The sequence below is a fragment of the Streptomyces sp. NPDC050704 genome, assembly GCF_040654355.1.
Taxonomy (GTDB): Bacteria; Actinomycetota; Actinomycetes; order Streptomycetales; family Streptomycetaceae; genus Streptomyces.
Window position 1 is genome coordinate 26,902 of the sequence record NZ_JBFAHW010000069.1, and the last position, 21,057, is coordinate 47,958.

Genomic DNA, 21,057 nt, shown 5'->3' on the forward strand with positions numbered 1-21,057 from the left:
ACGCCCGTGCGTACGCGTGGGTCATCGCCCCCGAGGGCAGGCTCAGGCCTTGGTCGGTAGGAGTGGGCCGCCTCGGGGTTTTGCCGGGACCGTCGGTACCAGCTGCGGCAGGGCGTACGGCAGGGAGCCGTACCAGAAGCGGGCCACTGTGAAGCCGAAGGCCAGGCAGAGCATGCCGCCCACCGCGTCCAGCCAGAAGTGGTTGGCCGTGGCGACGATCACGATCAGGGTGGCCGTGGGGTAGAGGAGGCCGAGGATGCGGGCCCAGGGGGCCGAGGCCAGGGCGAAGATCGTGAGGCCGCACCAGAGGGACCAGCCGATGTGCATGCTGGGCATCGCGGCGTACTGGTTCGACATGTTCTTCAGGTCGCCGGAGGCCATCGAGCCCCAGGTCTGGTGGACCACGACCGTGTCGATGAAGTCGGTGTTGGTCATCAGGCGGGGCGGGGCCAGTGGATACAGGTAGTAACCGAGCAGGGCCACGCCTGTGGTCGCGAAGAGGACCATGCGGGTCGCCGCGTAGCGGCCGGGGTGGCTGCGGAAGAGCCAGACCAGGACGCCCAGTGTGATGATGAAGTGCAGCGTCGCGTAGTAGTAGTTCATGCCGACGATCAGCCAAGTCACCGAGTTCACGGCGTGGTTGACGGAGTCCTCCACGGCGATGCCGAGGCTGTGCTCCACCTTCCAGATCCAGTCGGCGTTGTGCAGCGCTTCCGTCCGCTGCTCCGGGACGGCGTTGCGGATCAGTGAGTACGTCCAGTAACTCACCGCGATCAGCAGGATCTCGAACCAGAGCCGGGGGCGGCGGGGCATACGCAACCGGCGCAGGAGACGTTGTCCCGCGCGGTCGTTCGCCTCGTCCGCGACGGGCTGTGGAGTGGCCGGCTGCCGGCCTTCCAGTGTCGTCACGGTGCTCTCACCCATAGGGACAGAGTCTGCCAGATGAGCCTTTCACCACCGATCATCCCTCGGGTGGGTTCTGGCCGCACGTTCTACACCTGGAGTAGGTGAGGGCCTACTGCTTACGTACGATTTCGGTCCCCAGGGGCCGAAGCGGTCGAACCGCGCACCACCAGCTCCGGCATGAACACGAATTCGCTGTGGGGTGCCGGTGTCCCGCCGATCTCCTCCAGCAACGTGCGCACCGCGGCCTGGCCCATGGCCGGGACCGGTTTGCGGACCGTGGTGAGGGGCGGGTCCGTGAAGGCGATGAGCGGGGAGTCGTCGAAGCCGACGACGGAGATGTCCTGGGGGACCCTGAGACCGCGCTGGCGGGCTGCCCGTATGGCGCCCAGCGCCATCATGTCGCTCGCGCAGACGATGGCCGTGCAGTCGCGGTCGATGAGGGCGGTGGTGGCCGCCTGGCCGCCCTCCAGCGTGTAGAGGGAGTGCTGGATCAGGCGCTCCTCGATGTCCGCCGTGGCCAGGCCCAGTAGATCCTGCATCGTGCGGACGAAGCCCTCGATCTTGCGCTGGACCGGCACGAAGCGCTTGGGGCCCAGGGCGAGCCCGATGCCGGTGTGGCCGAGCGAGACGAGGTGGGTGACCGCGAGGGCCATGGCCGCCCGGTCGTCGGGGGAGATGAAGGGGGCCTGCACCTTCGGGGAGAAACCGTCCACGAGGACGAAGGGGACGCCCTGGCCGCGCAGCTGCTCGTAGCGCTGCATGTCGGCGGAGGTGTCCGCGTGCAGTCCGGAGACGAAGATGATGCCGGCCACGCCCCGGTCGACCAGCATCTCGGTGAGCTCGTCCTCGGTGGAGCCGCCCGGGGTCTGGGTCGCGAGGACCGGTGTGTAGCCCTGCCGGGTCAGAGCCTGGCCGATGACCTGGGCCAGGGCCGGGAATATCGGGTTCTCCAGCTCCGGGGTTATCAGCCCGACGAGCCCCTCGCTGCGCTGCCGCAGCCGTACGGGCCGCTCGTATCCCAGCACGTCGAGTGCGGCGAGAACGGACTGGCGGGTGGTGGCGGCGACGCCCGGCTTCCCGTTCAGGACGCGGCTGACGGTCGCTTCGCTCACCCCCGCCTGGGCTGCGATGTCGGCAAGCCGTGTGGTCACAGGGTTGGACTGTACCGGCCGGGTCTCGCCTTGCCCACCGAACGGACGCCGTGCGCGGGCACTCGAACGGCGCGCTCCGGGCTGCTGCGTCATCGCGCTCCCTCGTGATTCTGACTGGGCGGTTCCTGCAAGGCGCTTGCGGGGTGATGATCCCCGTGGCGAACCGGTATGGCAAGAGCTTGCAGAGTCTTGCACAGGGGCTTATTGGCCGGTGAAGTGCCCTGAGGCAGGCCTCGGGACGGTCGAGAAGCGGTCACGAGCGGGTAACTGTCGGTCGGTCTTGCACTTTTTTGCTGCAAGACCTTTCGCGCCGCTTACAACGCTGTTACGTTCACGTCGCCCGGCGGCGGCAACGGCGCGGTCGGCAAGTCGGCAGGGACGGCGGACGGGGCCGTTCCCTCAACCACACGGGCTTTCACCCTCAAGGAGAACTCATGCGGCGTGGCATAGCGGCCACCGCACTGGTGGCGTCCCTCGCTCTCGCGGCGACGGCCTGCGGCGGCGACAGCGACAGTGGCGGTGGCGAGGCGGACGGCCCGACCACCATCACCTGGTGGGACACGTCCAACGCCACCAACGAGGCACCGACGTACAAGGCTCTCGCCGAGGACTTCGAGAAGGCCAACCCGGACATCAGGGTCAAGTACGTCAACGTGCCCTTCGACCAGGCGCAGAACAAGTTCGACACCGCCGCAGGATCCAAGGGCGCCCCGGACATCCTGCGTTCCGAGGTCGGCTGGACGCCCGCGTTCGCGAAGAAGGGCTTCTTCCTGCCGCTCGACGGCACCGAGGCACTCGCGGACCAGGCCGAGTTCCAGCCCAGCCTGATCGAGCAGGCCAAGTACGACGGCAAGACGTACGGAGTGCCGCTGGTCACCGACACCCTCGCGCTGGTCTACAACAAGGCGCTCTTCGAGAAGGCCGGCATCAGCGAGGCGCCCAGGACCTGGGACGACCTGAAGACCGCCGCCGCCACGATCGAGAAGAAGACGGGCGTCGACGGCTACTGGGGTTCCGCCCAGGCCTACTACGCGCAGTCCTTCCTCTACGGCGAGGGCACCGACACGGTCGACGCCGACGCCGAGAAGATCACCGTCAGGTCGCCCGCCGCGGTCAAGGGCTACGAGACCTGGCAGGGCCTCTTCGACGGCAAGGGCCTGCACAAGGCCGACACCACCGTCGACGCGTACGCCCACATCCAGGAGGCGTTCGTCAGCGGCAAGGTCGCCTCGATCATCCAGGGTCCCTGGGAGATCACGAACTTCTACAAGGGCTCGGCCTTCAAGGACAAGGCCAACCTCGGCATCGCCACCGTCCCGGCCGGATCGAGCGGCAAGGCGGGTGCCCCGACCGGCGGCCACAACCTCTCGGTGTACGCGGGCTCGGACAAGGCCCACCAGGAGGCCTCGCTCAAGTTCCTGAAGTTCATGACCTCGCAGAAGTCGCAGGAGACGATCGCGCTCAAGAACTCCACGCTCCCCACCCGCGAGGACGCCTACACGGCCGAGGTCAAGGCCGACCCGGGCATCGCGGGCTACCAGAGCGTGCTCGCCTCCGCCCAGCCGCGCCCGGCACTGCCCGAGTACAGCTCGCTGTGGGGCCCGCTCGACACCGAGCTGAACAAGGTCGCCGGTGGCGACGAGTCCCTGGACAAGGGCCTGAGCAACGCGGAGACCGCGATCGCCAAGCTGGTCCCGGACTTCGGCAAGTGAGCGGCCAACTTCCTTTCCTTCCATGACAAGTGGCCCGCGTGGCCGCCGGATCCGACCGAGGGGGACGGATCCGGCGGCCACCGGCTGTACGCGCCAAGCCCAGTCACGTCCAGCCCGGTCCCGCCCCGCCTGCCTGCCCGTGAGGCCCCCGGACCGTGCGCCCAAGCCCTGATTTTCCAGAAGGTGTCGAACCATGACAGTCGTCATCGACCGCGCGACCGGCAAGCGCCGCGGTGACCGGGCCCCGCGCCCCGGTCGGCTCCAGCGCCTGAAGCACGCGTACCAGAAGTACTGGTACGCGTACGCGATGATCGCCCCGGTGATCGTCGTACTCGGCGTACTGGTGCTCTATCCGCTGGTGCGGGGCATCTACCTGACGTTCACCGACGCCACCAGCCTCAACTCGGCCCGCACGATCGGCGTCAACCACATCGACGCCACCTACAAGTTCATCGGCCTGGACAACTACGCCGACATCCTGTGGGGCCCGACCGCGTACGACCGCTTCTGGTCGCACTTCATCTGGACGATCGTGTGGACGGCTCTGTGCGTGCTGCTCCACTACGCCATCGGCCTCGGCCTCGCGCTGCTGCTCAACCAGAAGCTGCGCGGCCGTACGTTCTACCGGCTCGTCCTGGTGCTGCCGTGGGCCGTGCCGACCTTCGTCACCGTCTTCGGCTGGCGCTTCATGCTCGCCGACGGCGGCGTCATCAACTCCATGCTCGACGCGGTGCACCTGCCGTCGCCGCTGTGGCTGGAGGACACCTTCTGGCAGCGCACGGCCGCGATCATGGTCAACACCTGGTGCGGTGTGCCGTTCATGATGGTCTCGCTGCTCGGCGGGCTGCAGTCCATCGACGGCGCTCTGTACGAGGCCGCCGAGATGGACGGGGCCACCGCCTGGCAGCGGTTCCGGCACGTCACGCTGCCGGGGCTCAGGCCGGTCAGCTCCACCGTCGTCCTGCTCGGTGTGATCTGGACCTTCAACCAGTTCGCCATCATCTTCCTGCTCTTCGGCGACACCGCGCCGGACGCGCAGATCCTCGTCACCTGGGCCTACTACCTGGGATTCGGACAGCAGCCGCGCGACTACGCGCAGTCCGCCGCGTACGGCGTCCTGCTGCTCTCCATCCTGATCGTCTTCACCTCCGTCTACCGCCGCTGGCTGGCCCGCAACGAGCAGCAGCTCGCGATCTGAGGCAGGAGCCCCCCCATGAGCACCCTCGACAGTCCACCGTCCGTTGCCGTGCAGCGCCCGTCGGCCGAGGCGGCCACTCCCCGGCGGCCCAAGGTGCGGGCGCGCGGCGAGCGCGGCCTCGCCGGCTCGCTCACCTCGCACGGCATCCTGATCGTCGCGAGCCTCGTCGCGGTCTTCCCGATCGCCTGGCTCCTCTACCTGTCCCTCGGCCCGGACAAGGACGACTACCTGCACCCCGGGGGCATCCTCGGCAAGATGACGCTCGACAACTACTCGTTCGTGCTCCAGGACACGAACTTCTTCGCCTGGCTGCAGAGCACGCTCATCGTGTCGCTGGGCACGACCGTCATAGGCGTGCTGATCGCCGCCACCACCGGCTACGCGGTCTCCCGGATGCGCTTCCCCGGCTACCGGAAGTTCATGTGGGTGCTGCTGGTCACCCAGATGTTCCCGGTCGCCGTCCTGATGGTGCCGATGTACGAGATCCTCTCCGAACTCCAGCTCATCGACAGCTACTTGGGCCTGATCCTCGTCTACTGCTCGACCGCCGTGCCGTACTGCGCCTGGCTGCTCAAGGGCTACTTCGACACCATCCCCTTCGAGATCGACGAGGCGGGGCGCGTCGACGGCCTGTCGCCCTTCGGAACGTTCGCGCGGCTGATCCTGCCGCTCGCCAAGCCGGGCCTCGCGGTGGCCGCCTTCTACAGCTTCATCACGGCGTTCGGCGAGGTGGCCTTCGCCTCGACGTTCATGCTGTCCGACACCAAGTACACGTTCGCCGTCGCCCTGCAGACCTTCGTCAGCGAGCATGACGCGCAGCGCAACCTGATGGCTGCCACCGCGGTGTTGGTGGCCATTCCGGTCTCCGCGTTCTTCTACCTTGTCCAGAAAAACTTGGTGACCGGGCTGACCGCGGGCGGCACGAAGGGATGAGCCGCGAGAGGCTGTCGGTCGTCCGGCGGCCTCGTCGTGGCTGGTCGCGCAGTTCCCCGCGCCCCTTACGGGGCGCGGTCGCCTCGTCGGTTGTCCCATGTATGAAGAGGCCCGCGCCACAATGAATCCAGACCGAACTCTGTTACGTCTCAAGGATGTTATGAGCCAGCACTCCGCCGACCAGGCACCGACCTCCGCTCTCGCCACCGTCGCCGCCCACCGCGACTGGTGGCGCGACGCGGTGATCTACCAGGTCTATCCGCGCAGCTTCGCCGACAGCAACGGCGACGGCATGGGCGACCTGGAGGGCGTACGTTCCCGGCTTCCGTATCTGCGCGACCTCGGCGTGGACGCCGTGTGGCTCAGCCCCTTCTACGCCTCGCCGCAGGCCGACGCCGGCTACGACGTGGCCGACTACCGGGCCGTGGACCCGATGTTCGGCAATCTGCTGGACGCCGACGCGCTGATCCGCGACGCCCACGAGCTGAGCCTGCGGATCATCGTCGACCTCGTGCCCAACCACTCCTCCGACCAGCACGAGTGGTTCAAGCGGGCGCTGCGGGAAGGCCCCGGCTCACCGCTGCGGGACCGCTACCACTTCCGTCCGGGGAAGGGCGCCGACGGTGAACTCCCGCCCAACGACTGGGAGTCCATCTTCGGCGGGCCCGCCTGGACCCGCGTCACCGAGCCGGATGGCAGGCCGGGCGAGTGGTACCTGCACCTCTTCGCGCCCGAGCAGCCCGACTTCAACTGGGACCACCCGGCCGTCGGGGACGAGTTCCGCTCGATCCTGCGGTTCTGGCTCGACATGGGCGTCGACGGGTTCCGTATCGACGTGGCGCACGGGCTGGTGAAGGCGGCGGGGCTGCCCGACCTGGGATCCCACGAGCAGGTGAAGCTGCTGGGCAACGATGTCATGCCGTTCTTCGACCAGGAGGGCGTGCACGAGATCTACCGGGCCTGGCGGATCGTCCTCGACGAATACGCGGGCCAGCGCATCTTCGTGGCCGAGGCGTGGACGCCGACGATCGAGCGGACCGCCCACTACGTCCGGCCCGACGAGTTGCACCAGGCCTTCAACTTCCAGTACCTGAGCGCCTATTGGGACGCCGAGGAGCTGCGCTCCTGCGTCGACCGCACCCTCGACGCGATGCGTCCCGTCGGCGCCCCCGCCACCTGGGTGCTGTCCAACCACGACGTGACCCGACACGCGACACGGTTCGCCAACCCGGCCGGGCTCGGCACCCAGATCCGTATCGCGGGAGATCGCGAGCTGGGTCTGCGCCGGGCGCGTGCGGCCACGCTCCTGATGCTCGCGCTGCCCGGGTCCGCCTACCTGTACCAGGGCGAGGAGCTGGGCCTGCCCGACGTCGTCGACCTGCCGGACGAGGTGCGCCAGGACCCCGCCTACTTCCGCGGTGCGGGGCAGGACGGGTTCCGCGACGGGTGCCGGGTGCCGATCCCGTGGACGCGGGACGGCTCGTCGTACGGCTTCGGCGGTGGCGGCAGCTGGCTGCCCCAGCCGGACGGCTGGGGCGAGTTGAGCATCGAGGCGCAGACCGGGGTCGCGGGCTCCACGCTTGAGCTGTACCGATCGGCGCTCGCCGTCCGGCGTGAGCAGCCCGACCTGGGCGCGGGCGACTCCGTCGAGTGGCTGAAGGCGCCCGAGGGCGTACTGGCCTTCCGGCGCGGGGCGTTCGCCTGCACCACGAACACCGGGGGCGAGACGGCGACCGTACCGGCGTACGGGCGGGTGCTGCTCACCAGCGGCGAGGTGACCGTGACGGACGACGGCGAGGCGAAGCTGCCCGCGGACACCACGGTGTGGTGGACCACCGACTGACGCCCTCGCGGCCCGGTCCCGGCAACTGACGGGCTCCGCAAGGAGTTTCCGGAATTTTCAGAGGCCTGCCTTCCGCTTCGGGAGGCAGGCCTCTACGATCTGCGGCACCGCACATTCTTGCAAGTCTTTCTGCAAGAACCTTCAATGGAGAAGGAACCCACATGGCCAGCAGATCCCTCGCCGGAGCGTTCGCCCTCGTGGCCGGCGCCGCGGCCGCGGTCGTCGCCCCCACCGGCACCGCACAGGCCGCGCCGCCCGGCACCAAGGACGTCACCGCCGTCCTGTTCGAGTGGAGCTTCGCCTCGGTCGCCAAGGAGTGCACCAACCGCCTGGGCCCGGCCGGATACGGATACGTCCAGGTCTCGCCGCCCGCCGAGCACATACAGGGCTCGCAGTGGTGGACCTCGTACCAGCCCGTCAGCTACAAGATCGCCGGCCGGCTCGGCGACCGGACCGCCTTCCAGAACATGGTCAGCACCTGCCACGCGGCAGGTGTGAAGGTCGTCGCCGACACGGTCATCAACCACATGTCGGCCGGCTCGGGCACCGGCACCGGGGGATCGGCCTACACGAAGTACACCTACCCCGGCCTGTACTCCTCGTACGACTTCGACGACTGCACCGCCACCATCAGCGACTACACCAACCGCGCCAACGTGCAGAACTGCGAGCTCGTCCAGCTCGCCGATCTGGACACCGGTGAGGAGTACGTCCGGGCGACCATCGCCGGGTACATGAACGACCTGCTGTCCCTCGGTGTCGACGGCTTCCGCATCGACGCGGCCAAGCACATACCGGCCGCCGACCTCGCCAACATCAAGGCCCGGCTGAGCAGTTCGTCCGTGTACTGGAAGCAGGAGGCCATCTTCGGCTCCGGCGAGGCCGTGCGGCCCAGTGAGTACACCGGCAACGGAGACGTGCAGGAGTTCCGGTACGCGTACGACCTCAAGCGCGTCTTCAACAACGAGAACCTCGCCTACCTGAAGAACTACGGCGAGGGCTGGGGGTACCTGAACAGCGGTGTCTCGGGCGTCTTCGTCGACAACCACGACACCGAGCGCAACGGCTCCACGCTCAGCTACAAGGACAACGCCACCTACACGCTCGCAAACGTCTTCATGCTGGCGTACCCGTACGGCGCACCCGACATCAACTCCGGCTACGAGTTCTCCGCCACGGACGCCGGACCGCCCAACGGCGGGACCGTGAACGCCTGTTGGCAGGACGGCTGGAAGTGCCAGCACGCCTGGCCGGAGATCCGGTCGATGGTCGCCTTCCGCAACACCACCCGGGGCGAGTCCGTCACCGACTGGTGGGACAACGGCGCCGACGCCATCGCGTTCGGCCGCGGCAGCAAGGGCTTCGTGGCCATCAACCACGAGTCGGGCTCGCTGACCCGGACCTACCAGACCTCGCTGGCCTCGGGCACGTACTGCGATGTCCAGAGCAACACGACCGTCACGGTGAACGGCTCGGGCCAGTTCACGGCGACTCTCGGTTCGAACACGGCGCTGGCGATCCACTCGGGCAAGTCCAGCTGCTGAGCGCGGGTACGGGCATCAGGAGGCCCGGCCCACCACTCCGAGGGTGACCGGGCCTTCAATTCTCCCCGCCGCTGAAAATTCTTACCGCATCTTGCATTCCCCTTGCTGCAAAGGAGTTCACGCCTGTGTACCGCAGACGGATCGCGGCCACAGCCGCCGCCGCGCTCGTCCTCACCCTCGCCCAGCCCCTCGCCGCGCGGGCCGAGACCCCGCCCGGACCTCCGTCGGACGCGGCCCTGGCCAGGACGCCCGCCCGCAACGACCTCACCCGGGAGCAGTTCTACTTCGTCCTGCCGGACCGCTTCGCCAACGGCGACGCCGCCAACGACCGGGGCGGCCTCACCGGCTCCCGCCTCGACACCGGATACGACCCCGCCGACAAGGGCTTCTACCAGGGCGGCGACCTCAAGGGCCTGACCGGGAAGCTCGACTACATCAAGGGTCTCGGCACGACCGCCATCTGGCTGGCGCCGATCTTCAAGAACCAGCCTGTGCAGGGCACCGGCAAGGACGCCTCGGCCGGCTACCACGGCTACTGGATCACGGACTTCACCCAGGTCGACCCGCACTTCGGCACGAACGCGGACCTCGAGAAGCTCATCGACAAGGCCCACGCCAAGGGCATGAAGGTCTTCTTCGACGTCATAACCAACCACACCGCCGACGTCGTCGACTACGGGGAGAAGTCCTACGACTACCTCTCCAAGGGCGCCTTCCCGTACCTGACCGAGGACGGCGAGCCGTTCGACGACGCCGACCACGCGGCCGGCACCGGCACCGGCGGCGGCAAGGACTTCCCGCCGGTCGGCACCGACTCCTTCCCGCGTACGCCCGTCGTGGCCGATGCCAAGAAGAACGTCAAGGTTCCGGCGTGGCTCAACGACCCGTCGATGTACCACAACCGCGGCGACTCGACCTTCGCCGGCGAGAGCGCCGAGTACGGCGACTTCTCCGGTCTCGACGACCTGTGGACCGAGCGACCCGAGGTCGTCGGCGGAATGGAGAGGATCTACAAGAAGTGGGTCAGGGACTTCGACATCGACGGCTTCCGGATCGACACCGTGAAGCACGTCAACACGGAGTTCTGGACGCAGTGGGCCACCGCGCTCGACACGTACGCGGCCGAGCGGGGCCGTGACGACTTCTTCATGTTCGGCGAGGTGTACTCGGCGGACACGGCGGTCACTTCGCCGTACGTCACCCGGGGCCGTCTCGACTCCACGCTGGACTTCCCCCTCCAGGACGCCACCCGTGCGTACGCCTCGCAGGGCGGCAGCGCGAAGCGGCTGGCCTCGGTCTTCGGCGACGACTACAAGTACACGACGGACAAGGCCAACGCGTACGAGCAGGTCACCTTCCTCGGCAATCACGACATGGGCCGCATCGGCACCTTCCTGAAGCAGGACGACCCCGAGGCGTCCGACGCCGAGCTGATGAGGAAGGACCGGCTCGCCAACGAGCTGATGTTCCTCAGCCGCGGCAACCCGGTCGTCTACTACGGCGACGAGCAGGGCTTCACCGGCGCCGGCGGCGACAAGGACGCCCGCCAGACCCTCTTCGCGTCGAAGACTCCGGACTACCTCGACGACGACCAACTCGGCACGGACCGCACGCACGCCGAGGACGCGTACGACACGAGTGCACCGCTCTACAAGCAGATCGCCGCTCTCGCAAAGCTCCGGAAGGACAATCCGGCGCTCGCGGACGGCGTACAGACGGAGCGGTACGCGGCCGACGGCGCCGGTGTGTACGCCTTCTCCCGTACGGATCTCTCCCGTACGGACGCCAAGGCGGGCCGTGAGTACCTCGTCGCCGTCAACAACGCCGACGAGGCGCGGACGGCGACCTTCCCGACCGGCTCGGCGGACATGACGTTCCACGGCATCCACGGCACCGACGACTCGCTGAAGAGTGACGCCGACAGCATGATCACCGTCACCGTCCCGGCAGGCTCCTCGGTCGTGTTCAAGGCGGCGGACAGGGCCGGTGCACCTGTGTCGAAGCCCTCCCTGACCCTGAAGGCCCCCGCCGCAGGCGCCACCGGCACCGTCGAGATCGCGGCCGACGTGGACGGCGGCCGGCTCAACCGCGTCGTCTTCGCCGCCCAGGTCGGCAACGGCAGGTGGCGCACGCTCGGTTCCGCCGACCACGCCCCCTACCGGGTCACCCACACGATCAAGACAAGCGCGGGAACTCCCGTACGGTACAAGGCCGTTGTCGTCGACTCGGCGGGCCGCACCGCGAGCGACCTCGCCTCGACCACGGCGGGCGCACCCCCGGTGAAGGAGGTGCCGAGCGCCGTCGAACGCGAGTACGCCGTCGTCCATTACAGGCGAACCGACGGCGACTACGACGGCCGGCAGCTCAAGTCGGGTGACAGTACCGCCGACTTCACAGGCAGGGACGCCTACGGCGCCTTCGCCTGGCTGAAGGTCCCCGAGGGCGCCGCGGAGATCACGTACACCGTCGTCAAGGACGGCGCCGCGGACGGCCCGCAGCGTACCGTCCCGCTCGCCCGCACCGGCGAGGTGTGGATCGGGCAGGGCGAGGACGGCCAGGCGACCACGGCACCGGACGGGGCGTACCCGCCACAGGACAAGACCAAGGCCGTACTGCACTACCACCGCGCCGACGGGAACTACGACGGCTGGGGGCTGCACACCTGGACCGGTGCCGCGAACCCCACGGACTGGTCGAAGCCCCTGGAACCGGTGAAGACTGACGCGTATGGCGCTGTCTTCGAGGTGCCGCTCAACGAGGGTGCCACCAGCCTCAGTTACATCGTCCACAAGGGCGACGAGAAGGACCTCTCCGCCGACCGGTCGCTGGACCTCAGGGCAGCCGGCCACGAGGTGTGGCTGTTGAGCGGCCAGGAGAACCACCTGCTTCCGCAGCCGGCGGGCAGCGCGGCCGCCCTCGACCTGACCACCTCCAAGGCGGTCTGGATCGACCGGAACACGGTTGCCTGGAAGGGTAACGAGGCTGCCGCGTCGACCCAGTTGCTGTACTCGCGCGACGGCTCGATCGCCGTGCGCGACGGCACGCTGACGAGCGACGACGAGCGGTGGCTGCGGCTGGACAGGGCCACGCTCACCGACGCGCAGAAGGCCAGGTTCCCGCACCTCAAGGACTATCCGGCCTGGTCCGTCGACCCGCGCGACCGGGACCGGGTGCGCGGGTCGCTGCGCGGCCAGGTCGTCGCCTCCCAACGGGCCGCGAACGGGGCCGTGCTGGCGGCGACCGGCGTGCAGATCGCGGGCGTACTCGACGACCTGTACGGCGACGCCGCGAAGGCGGATCTCGGGCCGACGTTCCGCCACGGCCGCCCCACGCTCTCTGTATGGGCGCCCACCGCACAGCACGTGTCGCTGGAGATCGGAGACCGGACCGTGCCGATGGAACGGGACAGCGGGACCGGCGTCTGGTCCGTCACCGGCCCCAAGTCCTGGAAGAACAAGCCCTATCGCTACGCGGTGAAGGTGTGGGCGCCCAGCGTCCGCGAGGTCGTCACCAACAAGGTCACCGACCCCTACTCGGTCGCTCTCACCGCCGACTCCGAGCGCAGTCTCGTCGTCGACCTCCGCGACAAGTCCCTTGCCCCGAAGGGCTGGTCGTCACTGAAGAAGCCCGAGGCGGTCCCGTTGAAGGACGCGCAGATCCAGGAGCTGCACATCCGGGACTTCTCCGTCGAGGACAGGACGGCGACCCACCCCGGCACGTACCTCGCCTTCACCGACAAGGACAGCGACGGCTCCCGGCACCTCAAGAAGCTTGCCGAGTCCGGGACTTCGTACGTCCACCTGCTGCCCGCCTTCGACATCGCCACCATCCCGGAGAAGAAGTCCGACCAGGCGACCGTCGACTGCGACCTCTCCTCCTACGCCGCCGACTCCGAGAAGCAGCAGGAGTGCGTGGCGAAGGTCGCCGCGAGGGACGCGTACAACTGGGGCTACGACCCGTATCACTACACGGTGCCGGAGGGCTCGTACGCCACCGATCCCGACGGGACGGGCCGTACGGTCGAGTTCCGGAAGATGGTCAGGTCGCTGAACGAGGACGGTCTGCGGGTCGTCATGGACGTGGTCTACAACCACACCACTGCGAGCGGCCAGGCCGACACCTCCGTGCTCGACAAGGTGGTCCCCGGCTACTACCAGCGGCTCCTCGCCGACGGCAGCGTCGCCACCTCCACCTGCTGTGCCAACACGGCGACCGAGAACACCATGATGGGCAAACTGGTGGTGGACTCGATCGTCACCTGGGCCAGGGAGTACAAGGTCGACGGCTTCCGCTTCGACCTGATGGGCCACCACCCGAAGGCCAACATCCTGGCGGTCAGGAAGGCCCTCGACGGGCTCACCCTCGCCGAAGACGGCGTCGACGGGAAGAAGATCATCCTGTACGGCGAGGGCTGGAACTTCGGCGAGGTCGCCGACGACGCCCGTTTCGTGCAGGCCACTCAGCGGAACATGGCCGGAACCGGTGTGGCCACCTTCTCCGACCGGGCCCGTGACGCCGTGCGCGGCGGCGGCCCGTTCGACGAGGACCCGGGCGTCCAGGGCTTCGCGTCCGGCCTCTACACCGATCCCAACTCCTCGGAGAGCAACGGGAGTTCTGCCGAACAGAAGGCTCGTCTCCTGCACTACCAGGACCTGATCAAGGTGGGACTCTCCGGCAGTCTCAAGGAGTTCACCTTCACCGACACCAGCGGCAAGGAGGTCAAGGGCTCCGAGGTCGACTACAACGGGTCTCCCGCCGGATACGCGGACGCGCCCGGCGACGCCCTCGCGTACGTGGACGCGCACGACAACGAGTCGTTGTTCGACGCGCTCACGTTCAAGCTGCCGGCCTCCGTGAACGCGGCAGACCGGGCGCGGATGCAGGTCCTCGCCATGGCGACGGCCACTCTGTCGCAGGGCCCCGCGCTGTCCCAGGCCGGGACCGACCTGCTGCGTTCCAAGTCGCTCGACCGCAACTCGTACGACAGCGGCGACTGGTTCAACGCCGTCCACTGGGACTGCCGGGACGGCAACGGCTTCGGGCGCGGGCTGCCGATGGCGGCCGACAACGAGTCCAAGTGGGCGTACGCGAAGCCGCTGTTGACGTCCGTCGAGGTGGGCTGCCCGCAGATCGAGGGCGCCTCCGCCGCGTACCGGGACCTGTTGAGAATCCGTACGAGCGAGCGCCTCTTCGGGCTCGGCGGCACCGAGCAGGTGCGGTCGAAGCTGTCCTTCCCGCTGTCCGGCAAGGACGAGACGCCCGGGGTGATCACGATGGCGCTCGGCGATCACGGCAAGCATGCCAGGACCGGTGATCGTGGTGGTCTTGTCGTGGTGTTCAACGCGACGCCGGAGCGGCAGAGCCAGCGCGTCGAGGCCCTGGCCGGGACGGCGTACGCGCTGCATCCGGTTCAGGCCGAGGGGGCGGACTCTATCGTCAAGTCCAGTTCCTACGATCCAGAATCGGGCAGGTTCGTCGTTCCGGGGCGAAGCGTCGCCGTATTCGCCCGCACCGCCCCTTAGCGGACTAGCTTGGTGGGGCAGGCCCCGGACCCGGCCTGTCCCAATCGAGCTGCGTGCCCCGAGGGGCTGTGGACATGGACGGCGACGGCAAGCAGGGCAAGCTGACAGACCAGGCGGGTTCCACCGTGCTGGTCGTCGACGACGCGGCGGCGGGCCGGTACGCCATGGGCGCGGTGCTGCGCCGCGACGGACACCGCGTCGTACCCGTGGCCAGCGCGTCGGAGGCGCTCAGCGAACTCGACGTACGGCTGCGGGCCGGCGCCCTGCCCGACGTGCTGCTCGTCGACGTGGGACTGCCGGACATGAGCGGTTTCGAACTGTGCCGCCGCCTCAAGGCCTCGCCCCCGACCGCAGGACTGCCCGTCGTGCACTTCTCGGCCGCCGCCGTGGCGCCCCTCGACCGGTGCCGGGGCCTGGACGCGGGCGGCGAGGCGTATCTGACGGTGCCGGCGGAGCCCGAGGAGATCCAGGCGGTGGTACGGGCCGCGCTGCGCGGCGCCCGGATGCGCTCCGGGGCCGAGGCGCTGGTCCGGCGTCTCACTCGGCTCTCCGAGGCGATCGTGGCCGTGCAGGCCGCGCGGTGCCTGAAGGAACTCGCCACCGCGGCCGCCGCCGGCGCCGCCCGGCTCACCAGCGCCCCGGCCGCGGTCTTCGTCCTCGGCGAGGACGGCGAGCTCTACTCGGGCACGTCCGGTGCGTGGATCGCGCTGCCCGACGTCAGCGCGTACGAGGCCGTGGCCCGGCTGATGCAGCGCGGCATGGCGGGCCGGAGCGAGGTGCGCGACCTCGTCGTGCCCGCGCCGCTGTGGCCCCGGGGCTTCTTCCGGCCGGCCGGGCTCGACGACGCGCGGCTCACGCTGGCCAGGACCCAGGACGGCAGCGCCCTGGTGTGCCTCGCCACGCCCGCAGGCGGGATGCGGGTCCCCGAACCGGACACCGACCAGGTGGTCGCCCGACTCGCCCAGGCCACCGCCCTGGCCGCGGAGCCGCTCCTGATGTACCAGGTCGAACGGCATGTCGCGCTGACCCTCCAGCACAGCTTCCTGCCCCAGCGGCTGCCGGAACTGCCCGGCGTCCAGGTCGCCGTGCGCTATGTGCCCGCCTCCCGGCAGACCGAGATCGGCGGCGACTTCTACGCGGGTCTGCGCACCCCCGACGGGGTGCTCGCCGCGGTCGGTGACGTCGTCGGGCACTCGCTGGACGCGGCGACCGTCATGGTCGAGATCCGGCACGCGCTGCGCGCCTACTGCGTGGAGGACTCCGATCCCGGAGTGCTCGCCGAGCGGCTCGACCAGATGCTCCAGCACTACCACCCGGAGGTCACGGCCACCGTCTGCCTGATCCTCGTGGACCCGGCCACCGGCCGTACCCGGATCGCCAACGCGGGCCACATCCCGCCACTCGTCGTACGGGACGCGGGCGCAGCCGAGTACGTCAAGGTCTGCGGTCCGCTGCTGGGCCTCGGCCTGGACCGCCCGCCGCCGACCGAGATCCTGTTGGCCCCCACCGACCGGCTCCTCATGCTCACCGACGGCCTCATCGAGACCCGCGGCACGGACCTGGCGGTCTCCCTGGAGCAGCTCCGCACGATCGCCGCCGACGTCCCGCCCGGGGTGTCCGCCCTGTGCGACACGGTCCTGAGCTGCTTCGGCCATGACCGGGAGGACGACATCGCGCTGCTCGCCCTGCGACTAAGGTGAACTTGTTGCCCTAGAACAGGAGTGCCCATGCCGCAGATCACCGTCGACTACTCCGCGCCGCTCGCCACCGCCTTCGACCGGCAGGGTTTCGCGCTCGCGCTGCACGCGATGGTTGCGGAGACCGCTGCTGCGAAGATCGAGGCGTGCAAGACGCGGTTTCGGGTGACCGAGGACGTGGTGGTCGGGGCGGATGTGGTGGGGCATGGGCTTGTCCATGTCGGTCTTGCGTTGTTGCCGGGGCGTTCCGATGAGACCAAGTCGCTGCTGACTGAGCGGACGCTTGAGCTTCTGCGGGTGCATGTGAAGCAGGTTGATGGGCTGGTACTGCATGCGTCTGCGGAGGTTCGGGATCTTGAGGCGTCGTATCAGAAGTTCGTGGACTGAGTTTCAGTTTTGAGGTTGTGTGCGATGTGCCGGTCCGTGGGGGCTGGGCGCGCAGTTCCCCGCGCCCCTTTGGGGCGCGCCCCTGAACGTCTGCCTATGACGCCAGGGAGACCAAGCGGCCCATCAGGTCTGCGAAAGGGCCCTCTGCTGGTTCCTCGTCGAACATGCGGCGTAGCAGGGAGGCCATCTCGGGGTCGTATGCGGCGCTGACCGCGGCCAGGGCCGCGAAGTCGTGGACGAGTTGGGCCTCCAGTTCGCCGCGCGGGATCCGTCGTCCGTCCAGCCAGATCAGGGCGGTCGACTCGGCGAGCGAGATCCAGGAGCGGATGACGAGTTCCAGCCGGGCGGGCGGCTGGTCGATCCTCAGGTGCGCGAGGATCTGGAGGTACGCGGCCTGCCGGACGCCGTCGATGAGGGCGTTCGTGTTCGTCGAGCCCACTGCCGGGCCACCGCGCATCAACGCCGAGAAACCGGGCCCGTGTTCGTCGACGAAGTCGAAGAAGCGCCGCATGACCCGCAGCAGCCGCGCCCCCAGCGGCCCTTCCCGCGGCTCCACGAAACGTTCCGCCAGATCGTCCGAGGCTCGCTTCAACGCGGCTTCGTACAGGCTGAGTTTGCCGGGAAAGTAGTGGTAGACCAGCGGTCGCGAGATGCCCGCGGCGGAGGCTATCTCGTCGATGGAGACCTCGTCGGGCGAGCGTCGGCTGAACAGTTCGAGGGCGACGCCGATCAACTGCTGCCGCCGCTCGTCCACACCCATTCTGCGGCGTACCCCGGTTGTCATACGAACACCTTACCGATCGGATCCGGCCTTCAACGGACAGATTCGGTACGGGTGTTCACGTGTCACCACGGTCCCCGACGCTCGGCACAGTCCGTTGCCTCTCAGCGCAGCCCGTCGATGGACCTTCCGTCGGCCAGCCTGCCCTCCAGGCCCGCCTGCGCGCCCTGCTCGGTCCGTACGGCGAGCAGGTTGCCCCGGGCGGACCCGCTGATCCCGCCGGTGGCGCTGACCGACGCGGTGTCCCGGCTGCCGGCGGCGAGGAGATACCAGCCGCCCGTACCCGACTTCCACAGCACGCCCGCCAGCACATGGGGTTCCTTCGAACCGCAGGCGAGCACGTTCTCCGCCTTCGCCGCGACCGCGCCGTGCGGCTGGCCCGGGGCGTGGAACTGGGCCAGCACGCGGGTGCCCGCACCGCGCCAGGTGTCCGCGCGGGTGCACAGCCAGTCCGCGGTGCCGCTCGCGTCGGGCAGCGGCTGCCGGGCGAACTGCCAGACGTTCACCGAGCGCACCCCCTGGCCGCGTACGGACGCGAGGGAGCAGGCCAGCGGGGACCAGGCCGCCGCCGAGGCCTCGTGGGACCGGCCGGGACGGCCCGAGGTGAGGTGCGCCGGTGTCAGCTCGCCGAGGTCGGTCATCAGCCGGGTGCCCGAGGAGTCCCGCAGCTCCAGCGCGTTCCAGGAGCGGCACTCGCCCGTCTGCTGCGCGGGGCTCGCGAACGGCTCGGTCACGCCGTCCGCCGAGCGCCCCAGCCGGGTCGTACCGGAGGCACCGGACGGCGTGCCGGACGCGGACTTCAGCAGGTCGCGCACCGCGGCCGTACGTACCCAAGGGGCCGTCAGATAGCGGACGTTGCCGTCGCTCCGGGCGAGGACCACGGCGGCCGCCTCGGCCCCGCCGGCGCCGTCGACCCGGGCGAAGTCGAGGGCGGCGCCGCGTGTGCCGTCCGTCGGCTCGGCGTAGCGCGCGATGCGCAGCCCGTCGTAGAGCAGCACGACCCGGCCCTGGTCGACCTCGCCCGCGTACAGCAGCTGGGCGGGTCCCGGCGGGGCGCCCGCCGGGGTGCCGGGGGTCGCCGAGACCCCCACGGACTCGCCCGGGCGGGCCCATACGGCGAGCGCGCGGCGCAGCAGGGCCTTGTCGCCGGTGAGGTTGCCGCGGGCCGGCCACGCGGAGAAGTCGGTGCGCGCGGACGACTTCCAGATGTTCGCCGGGACGAGGGTCAACCGGCCCGGGTCCAGGGCGGCCTGGGCCGCCGGGTTCTGCGCGTACGGGGGAGCCGCCGCGCCGTCGGGGCCCCAGCCGTCGCCGGGCAGTCCGAGCAGTGCCCCGCAGACCGCGACGGCGGCGGCCGCGGCGAGCGCCGCCTTCATGTGCTGGCGGCGGCGCATCAGGTCCGGGGGCCGGGCCTGCAGGGAGCACGGGTCGAACTCGGGGGACGCCAGCAGGCCGTACCTGGCCTCCACCCCGTCGGCCTCGGCGAGCGCCGCGGCCGGGTCCTCCTCGCCCGCGGCGGCCAGCACCTTGCGCACATCCGCGTCGGCCAGCCGCTCGAGGCCGCGCAGGACATAGGCGGCGCGGGCCGGGGCGGACAGCGCCGACAGCCGCTGGTCCAGGGCGAGTTCGTCGGCGCCGCCCGAGCGCGGGAAGAGCCGCAGGCCCCACACCTGGGGGAGCAGCGGCGGCAGCTGGGCCCGCTTGGGCCAGGCCCTGAGCCGCAGCGGGCGGCCGGCCTCCAGCGCCGTACGCAGCACCTGGAGACGCACGTACGCGTATCCCGGGTCGCCGTCGCGGCCCTCGGCCGACTGCTGGGCCGGAATGACCGAGGGGTCACCGGACGTGCGGCCCCGCGGGAGTGTGCGCTGGGTGAGTGCGTGCGCGGTGAGCACCCGGCGGTTGCGGCCGAGGCTCGGTGGCAGCACCAGGTAGGCGAGCCGGACGAGCCGCGGGTAGTGCTCGACGAGCGCGGCCTCGGCCTGCTCGACGTCGACGACCGGTCCGGGTCCGGGAGTTCGTGCGGGGCGCGGGGCGACATCCTGTGACTGCACGTTCAGCAAAACGAGCGAATCGGTGGTTGGTCACCTGGACCGTCCGAACCGTCCCGACTGTCCGAACTGCTCCGAGTGCGCGGGGGAGTCAGCGCTCGGGCTCCACCAGCAGTCGCGCGTAGTTCGCCATCGAGCGCTGGTAGCGCGGCAGATGGGGGGCGAGGGCGCCGAGGACCAGCGACAGACCCTCGCGGTCGCGGCCCAGGCTGGACAGGCACAGCGCCAGCGTGGCGCGTACGGCGTCGTCCAACTCGTCGGAGGGGCCGTCGAGTTCGGGGGTGAGCAGCTCGACGCCCTCCTCCGGCCGGCCCATGTTCCGCAGGGAGCTGGACAGCTGGATCTTCGCCCGGCGGCCCTTGTACCCGCTGAGGCCGCGGGCCAGCGCCTCCCGGTACAGCGGGACCGCCCGGTCCGGGTGGCCAGTCGAGTCCCAGGCACTGGCCTGCTCGAACGGCCCGAGCGGGCTGTCGGCGGGCAGCTCGGCGACGAGTGCGTCGATCACGGCGCGGAAGTCCGCCGCCTCGGCCTGTGCGTAGTCGTCGAAGGTGGCCCACGCGGCCGCCGTGCGCGTTTCCCAGTCGTCGTTCACCGGCCCACCCTCGCACAGGTGTGCCCGCGAACGGCATTGGCTTTACGCTGCCACCGTGACCCGGCGAGACCGAGCCGGAGCTGATTCGCGTGTCCGGGCAGGAGTCGATTGAGCGCGGAGCGTGCGGGAGCCGTATCGAAGGTGGGCCCTTGCGAGGGCTCTCGACGGCGTGGGCCGGAATTGACCCGGAGGTACGTACGAATGAGTGTGACGAGGAAGAGGCTCGCGGGGGGCGTGGCCGGTGTGGCCGCCGCCCTGCTGGTGCTGACCGGCTGCGGCTCCGACGACGGCGGGGAGAAGGTCCCCGAGACCGCGAGCGGGAGTCTGGAGCACCTGGCCAGCGAGGCCGGCTGCAAGCCGAACATGCAGACGGACGCGGACACGATCCGGCAGGCCATCTGCAAGGACTCCGGTGAGAAGTTCGTCCTCGCGACGTTCGCCACCGACCGCGGTCAGCGTGAGTGGCTGAACGGGGCGAAGGACTACGGCGGCTACTACCTCGTCGGCCGCAAATGGGTCGCCGTCGGCGCGGAGAAGACGGTCACGGCGCTGCGCGGCCGGCTCGGCGGGATCATGGAGGAGGGGTCCGAGCACATGAATCCCGGTGGCAGTCACAACAAGAGCGGCCACAGCGGCTGACCGCGCCGGGCCGGAGGCAAGTCTTCGGGGGCGAGTTCGAAGGCAGGCCGGGGCAAGCGAAAGCCGGCGGTGGGAAATCCCACCGCCGGCTTCCTGCTGCTTAC

The 21,057-nt window shown here is 69.6% G+C and carries 14 protein-coding genes; 9 read left to right on the forward strand and 5 right to left on the reverse strand.

Translation table 11 applies throughout. The annotated features are described in order from the left end of the window. Positions 1-42: 42 nt before the first annotated feature. Together AB0I18_RS33065 and AB0I18_RS33070 are read right to left on the reverse strand one after the other, a co-directional pair. Complete coding sequence (locus AB0I18_RS33065; protein ID WP_363109330.1) at positions 43-924, reverse strand: phosphatase PAP2 family protein; 882 nt, start codon at positions 922-924, stop codon at positions 43-45. 98 nt (positions 925-1,022) lie between these two features. Further along, the gene (locus AB0I18_RS33070; RefSeq protein ID WP_363109331.1) at positions 1,023-2,057 is read right to left on the reverse strand and encodes a LacI family DNA-binding transcriptional regulator; all 1,035 of its coding nucleotides are present in this window, start codon (positions 2,055-2,057) and stop codon (positions 1,023-1,025) included. Between the two features lie 434 nt (positions 2,058-2,491). Here AB0I18_RS33070 and AB0I18_RS33075 point away from each other — a divergent pair, with 434 nt between their 5' ends. The 8 genes from AB0I18_RS33075 to AB0I18_RS33110 all read left to right on the forward strand — a co-directional run bounded on the left by AB0I18_RS33075 (position 2,492) and on the right by AB0I18_RS33110 (position 16,893). After that, entirely contained in the window at positions 2,492-3,769 is a 1,278-nt protein-coding gene (locus AB0I18_RS33075; protein ID WP_363109332.1) for an extracellular solute-binding protein, read from the forward strand. Positions 3,770-3,962: 193 nt separating this feature from the next. Further along, on the forward strand, positions 3,963-4,967 hold the full coding sequence (locus AB0I18_RS33080) for a sugar ABC transporter permease (RefSeq protein WP_363109333.1): 1,005 nt from the start codon (positions 3,963-3,965) through the stop codon (positions 4,965-4,967). Between the two features lie 15 nt (positions 4,968-4,982). After that, on the forward strand, positions 4,983-5,900 hold the full coding sequence (locus tag AB0I18_RS33085; RefSeq protein WP_363109334.1) for an ABC transporter permease subunit: 918 nt from the start codon (positions 4,983-4,985) through the stop codon (positions 5,898-5,900). A 160-nt stretch (positions 5,901-6,060) separates the two neighbouring features. Beyond that, positions 6,061-7,743, forward strand: coding sequence for a glycoside hydrolase family 13 protein (locus AB0I18_RS33090; RefSeq protein WP_363109335.1), 1,683 nt, complete (start codon positions 6,061-6,063; stop codon positions 7,741-7,743). 161 nt (positions 7,744-7,904) lie between these two features. After that, a complete protein-coding gene (locus AB0I18_RS33095; protein WP_363109336.1) occupies positions 7,905-9,287 on the forward strand; it encodes an alpha-amylase family protein in 1,383 nt (460 codons plus the stop codon). A 125-nt stretch (positions 9,288-9,412) separates the two neighbouring features. Next, entirely contained in the window at positions 9,413-14,809 is a 5,397-nt protein-coding gene (gene pulA / locus AB0I18_RS33100) for a pullulanase-type alpha-1,6-glucosidase (RefSeq protein WP_363109337.1), read from the forward strand. 74 nt (positions 14,810-14,883) lie between these two features. Next, positions 14,884-16,509: a SpoIIE family protein phosphatase gene (locus AB0I18_RS33105; protein ID WP_363109338.1), complete on the forward strand. Its 1,626-nt coding sequence runs from the start codon at positions 14,884-14,886 to the stop codon at positions 16,507-16,509. 27 nt (positions 16,510-16,536) lie between these two features. Further along, positions 16,537-16,893 carry an isomerase gene (locus AB0I18_RS33110; RefSeq protein ID WP_363109339.1) on the forward strand — a complete coding sequence of 119 codons (357 nt, stop codon included), beginning with the start codon at positions 16,537-16,539 and terminating at the stop codon, positions 16,891-16,893. Between the two features lie 94 nt (positions 16,894-16,987). Here AB0I18_RS33110 and AB0I18_RS33115 read toward each other — a convergent pair whose 3' ends face one another. From AB0I18_RS33115 to AB0I18_RS33125, 3 genes are all read right to left on the reverse strand, one after another. Then, the gene (locus AB0I18_RS33115; RefSeq protein WP_363109341.1) at positions 16,988-17,677 is read right to left on the reverse strand and encodes a TetR/AcrR family transcriptional regulator; all 690 of its coding nucleotides are present in this window, start codon (positions 17,675-17,677) and stop codon (positions 16,988-16,990) included. 101 nt (positions 17,678-17,778) lie between these two features. Next, complete coding sequence (locus AB0I18_RS33120; protein ID WP_363109342.1) at positions 17,779-19,725, reverse strand: hypothetical protein; 1,947 nt, start codon at positions 19,723-19,725, stop codon at positions 17,779-17,781. Between the two features lie 88 nt (positions 19,726-19,813). Continuing rightward, positions 19,814-20,332, reverse strand: coding sequence for a tetratricopeptide repeat protein (locus tag AB0I18_RS33125; RefSeq protein ID WP_363109350.1), 519 nt, complete (start codon positions 20,330-20,332; stop codon positions 19,814-19,816). A gap of 183 nt (positions 20,333-20,515) precedes the next feature. On the opposite strand from AB0I18_RS33125, the gene AB0I18_RS33130 reads away from it, so the two are divergent. Further along, entirely contained in the window at positions 20,516-20,953 is a 438-nt protein-coding gene (locus tag AB0I18_RS33130) for a hypothetical protein (protein ID WP_363109343.1), read from the forward strand. The last annotated feature ends 104 nt before the right edge of the window (positions 20,954-21,057 follow it).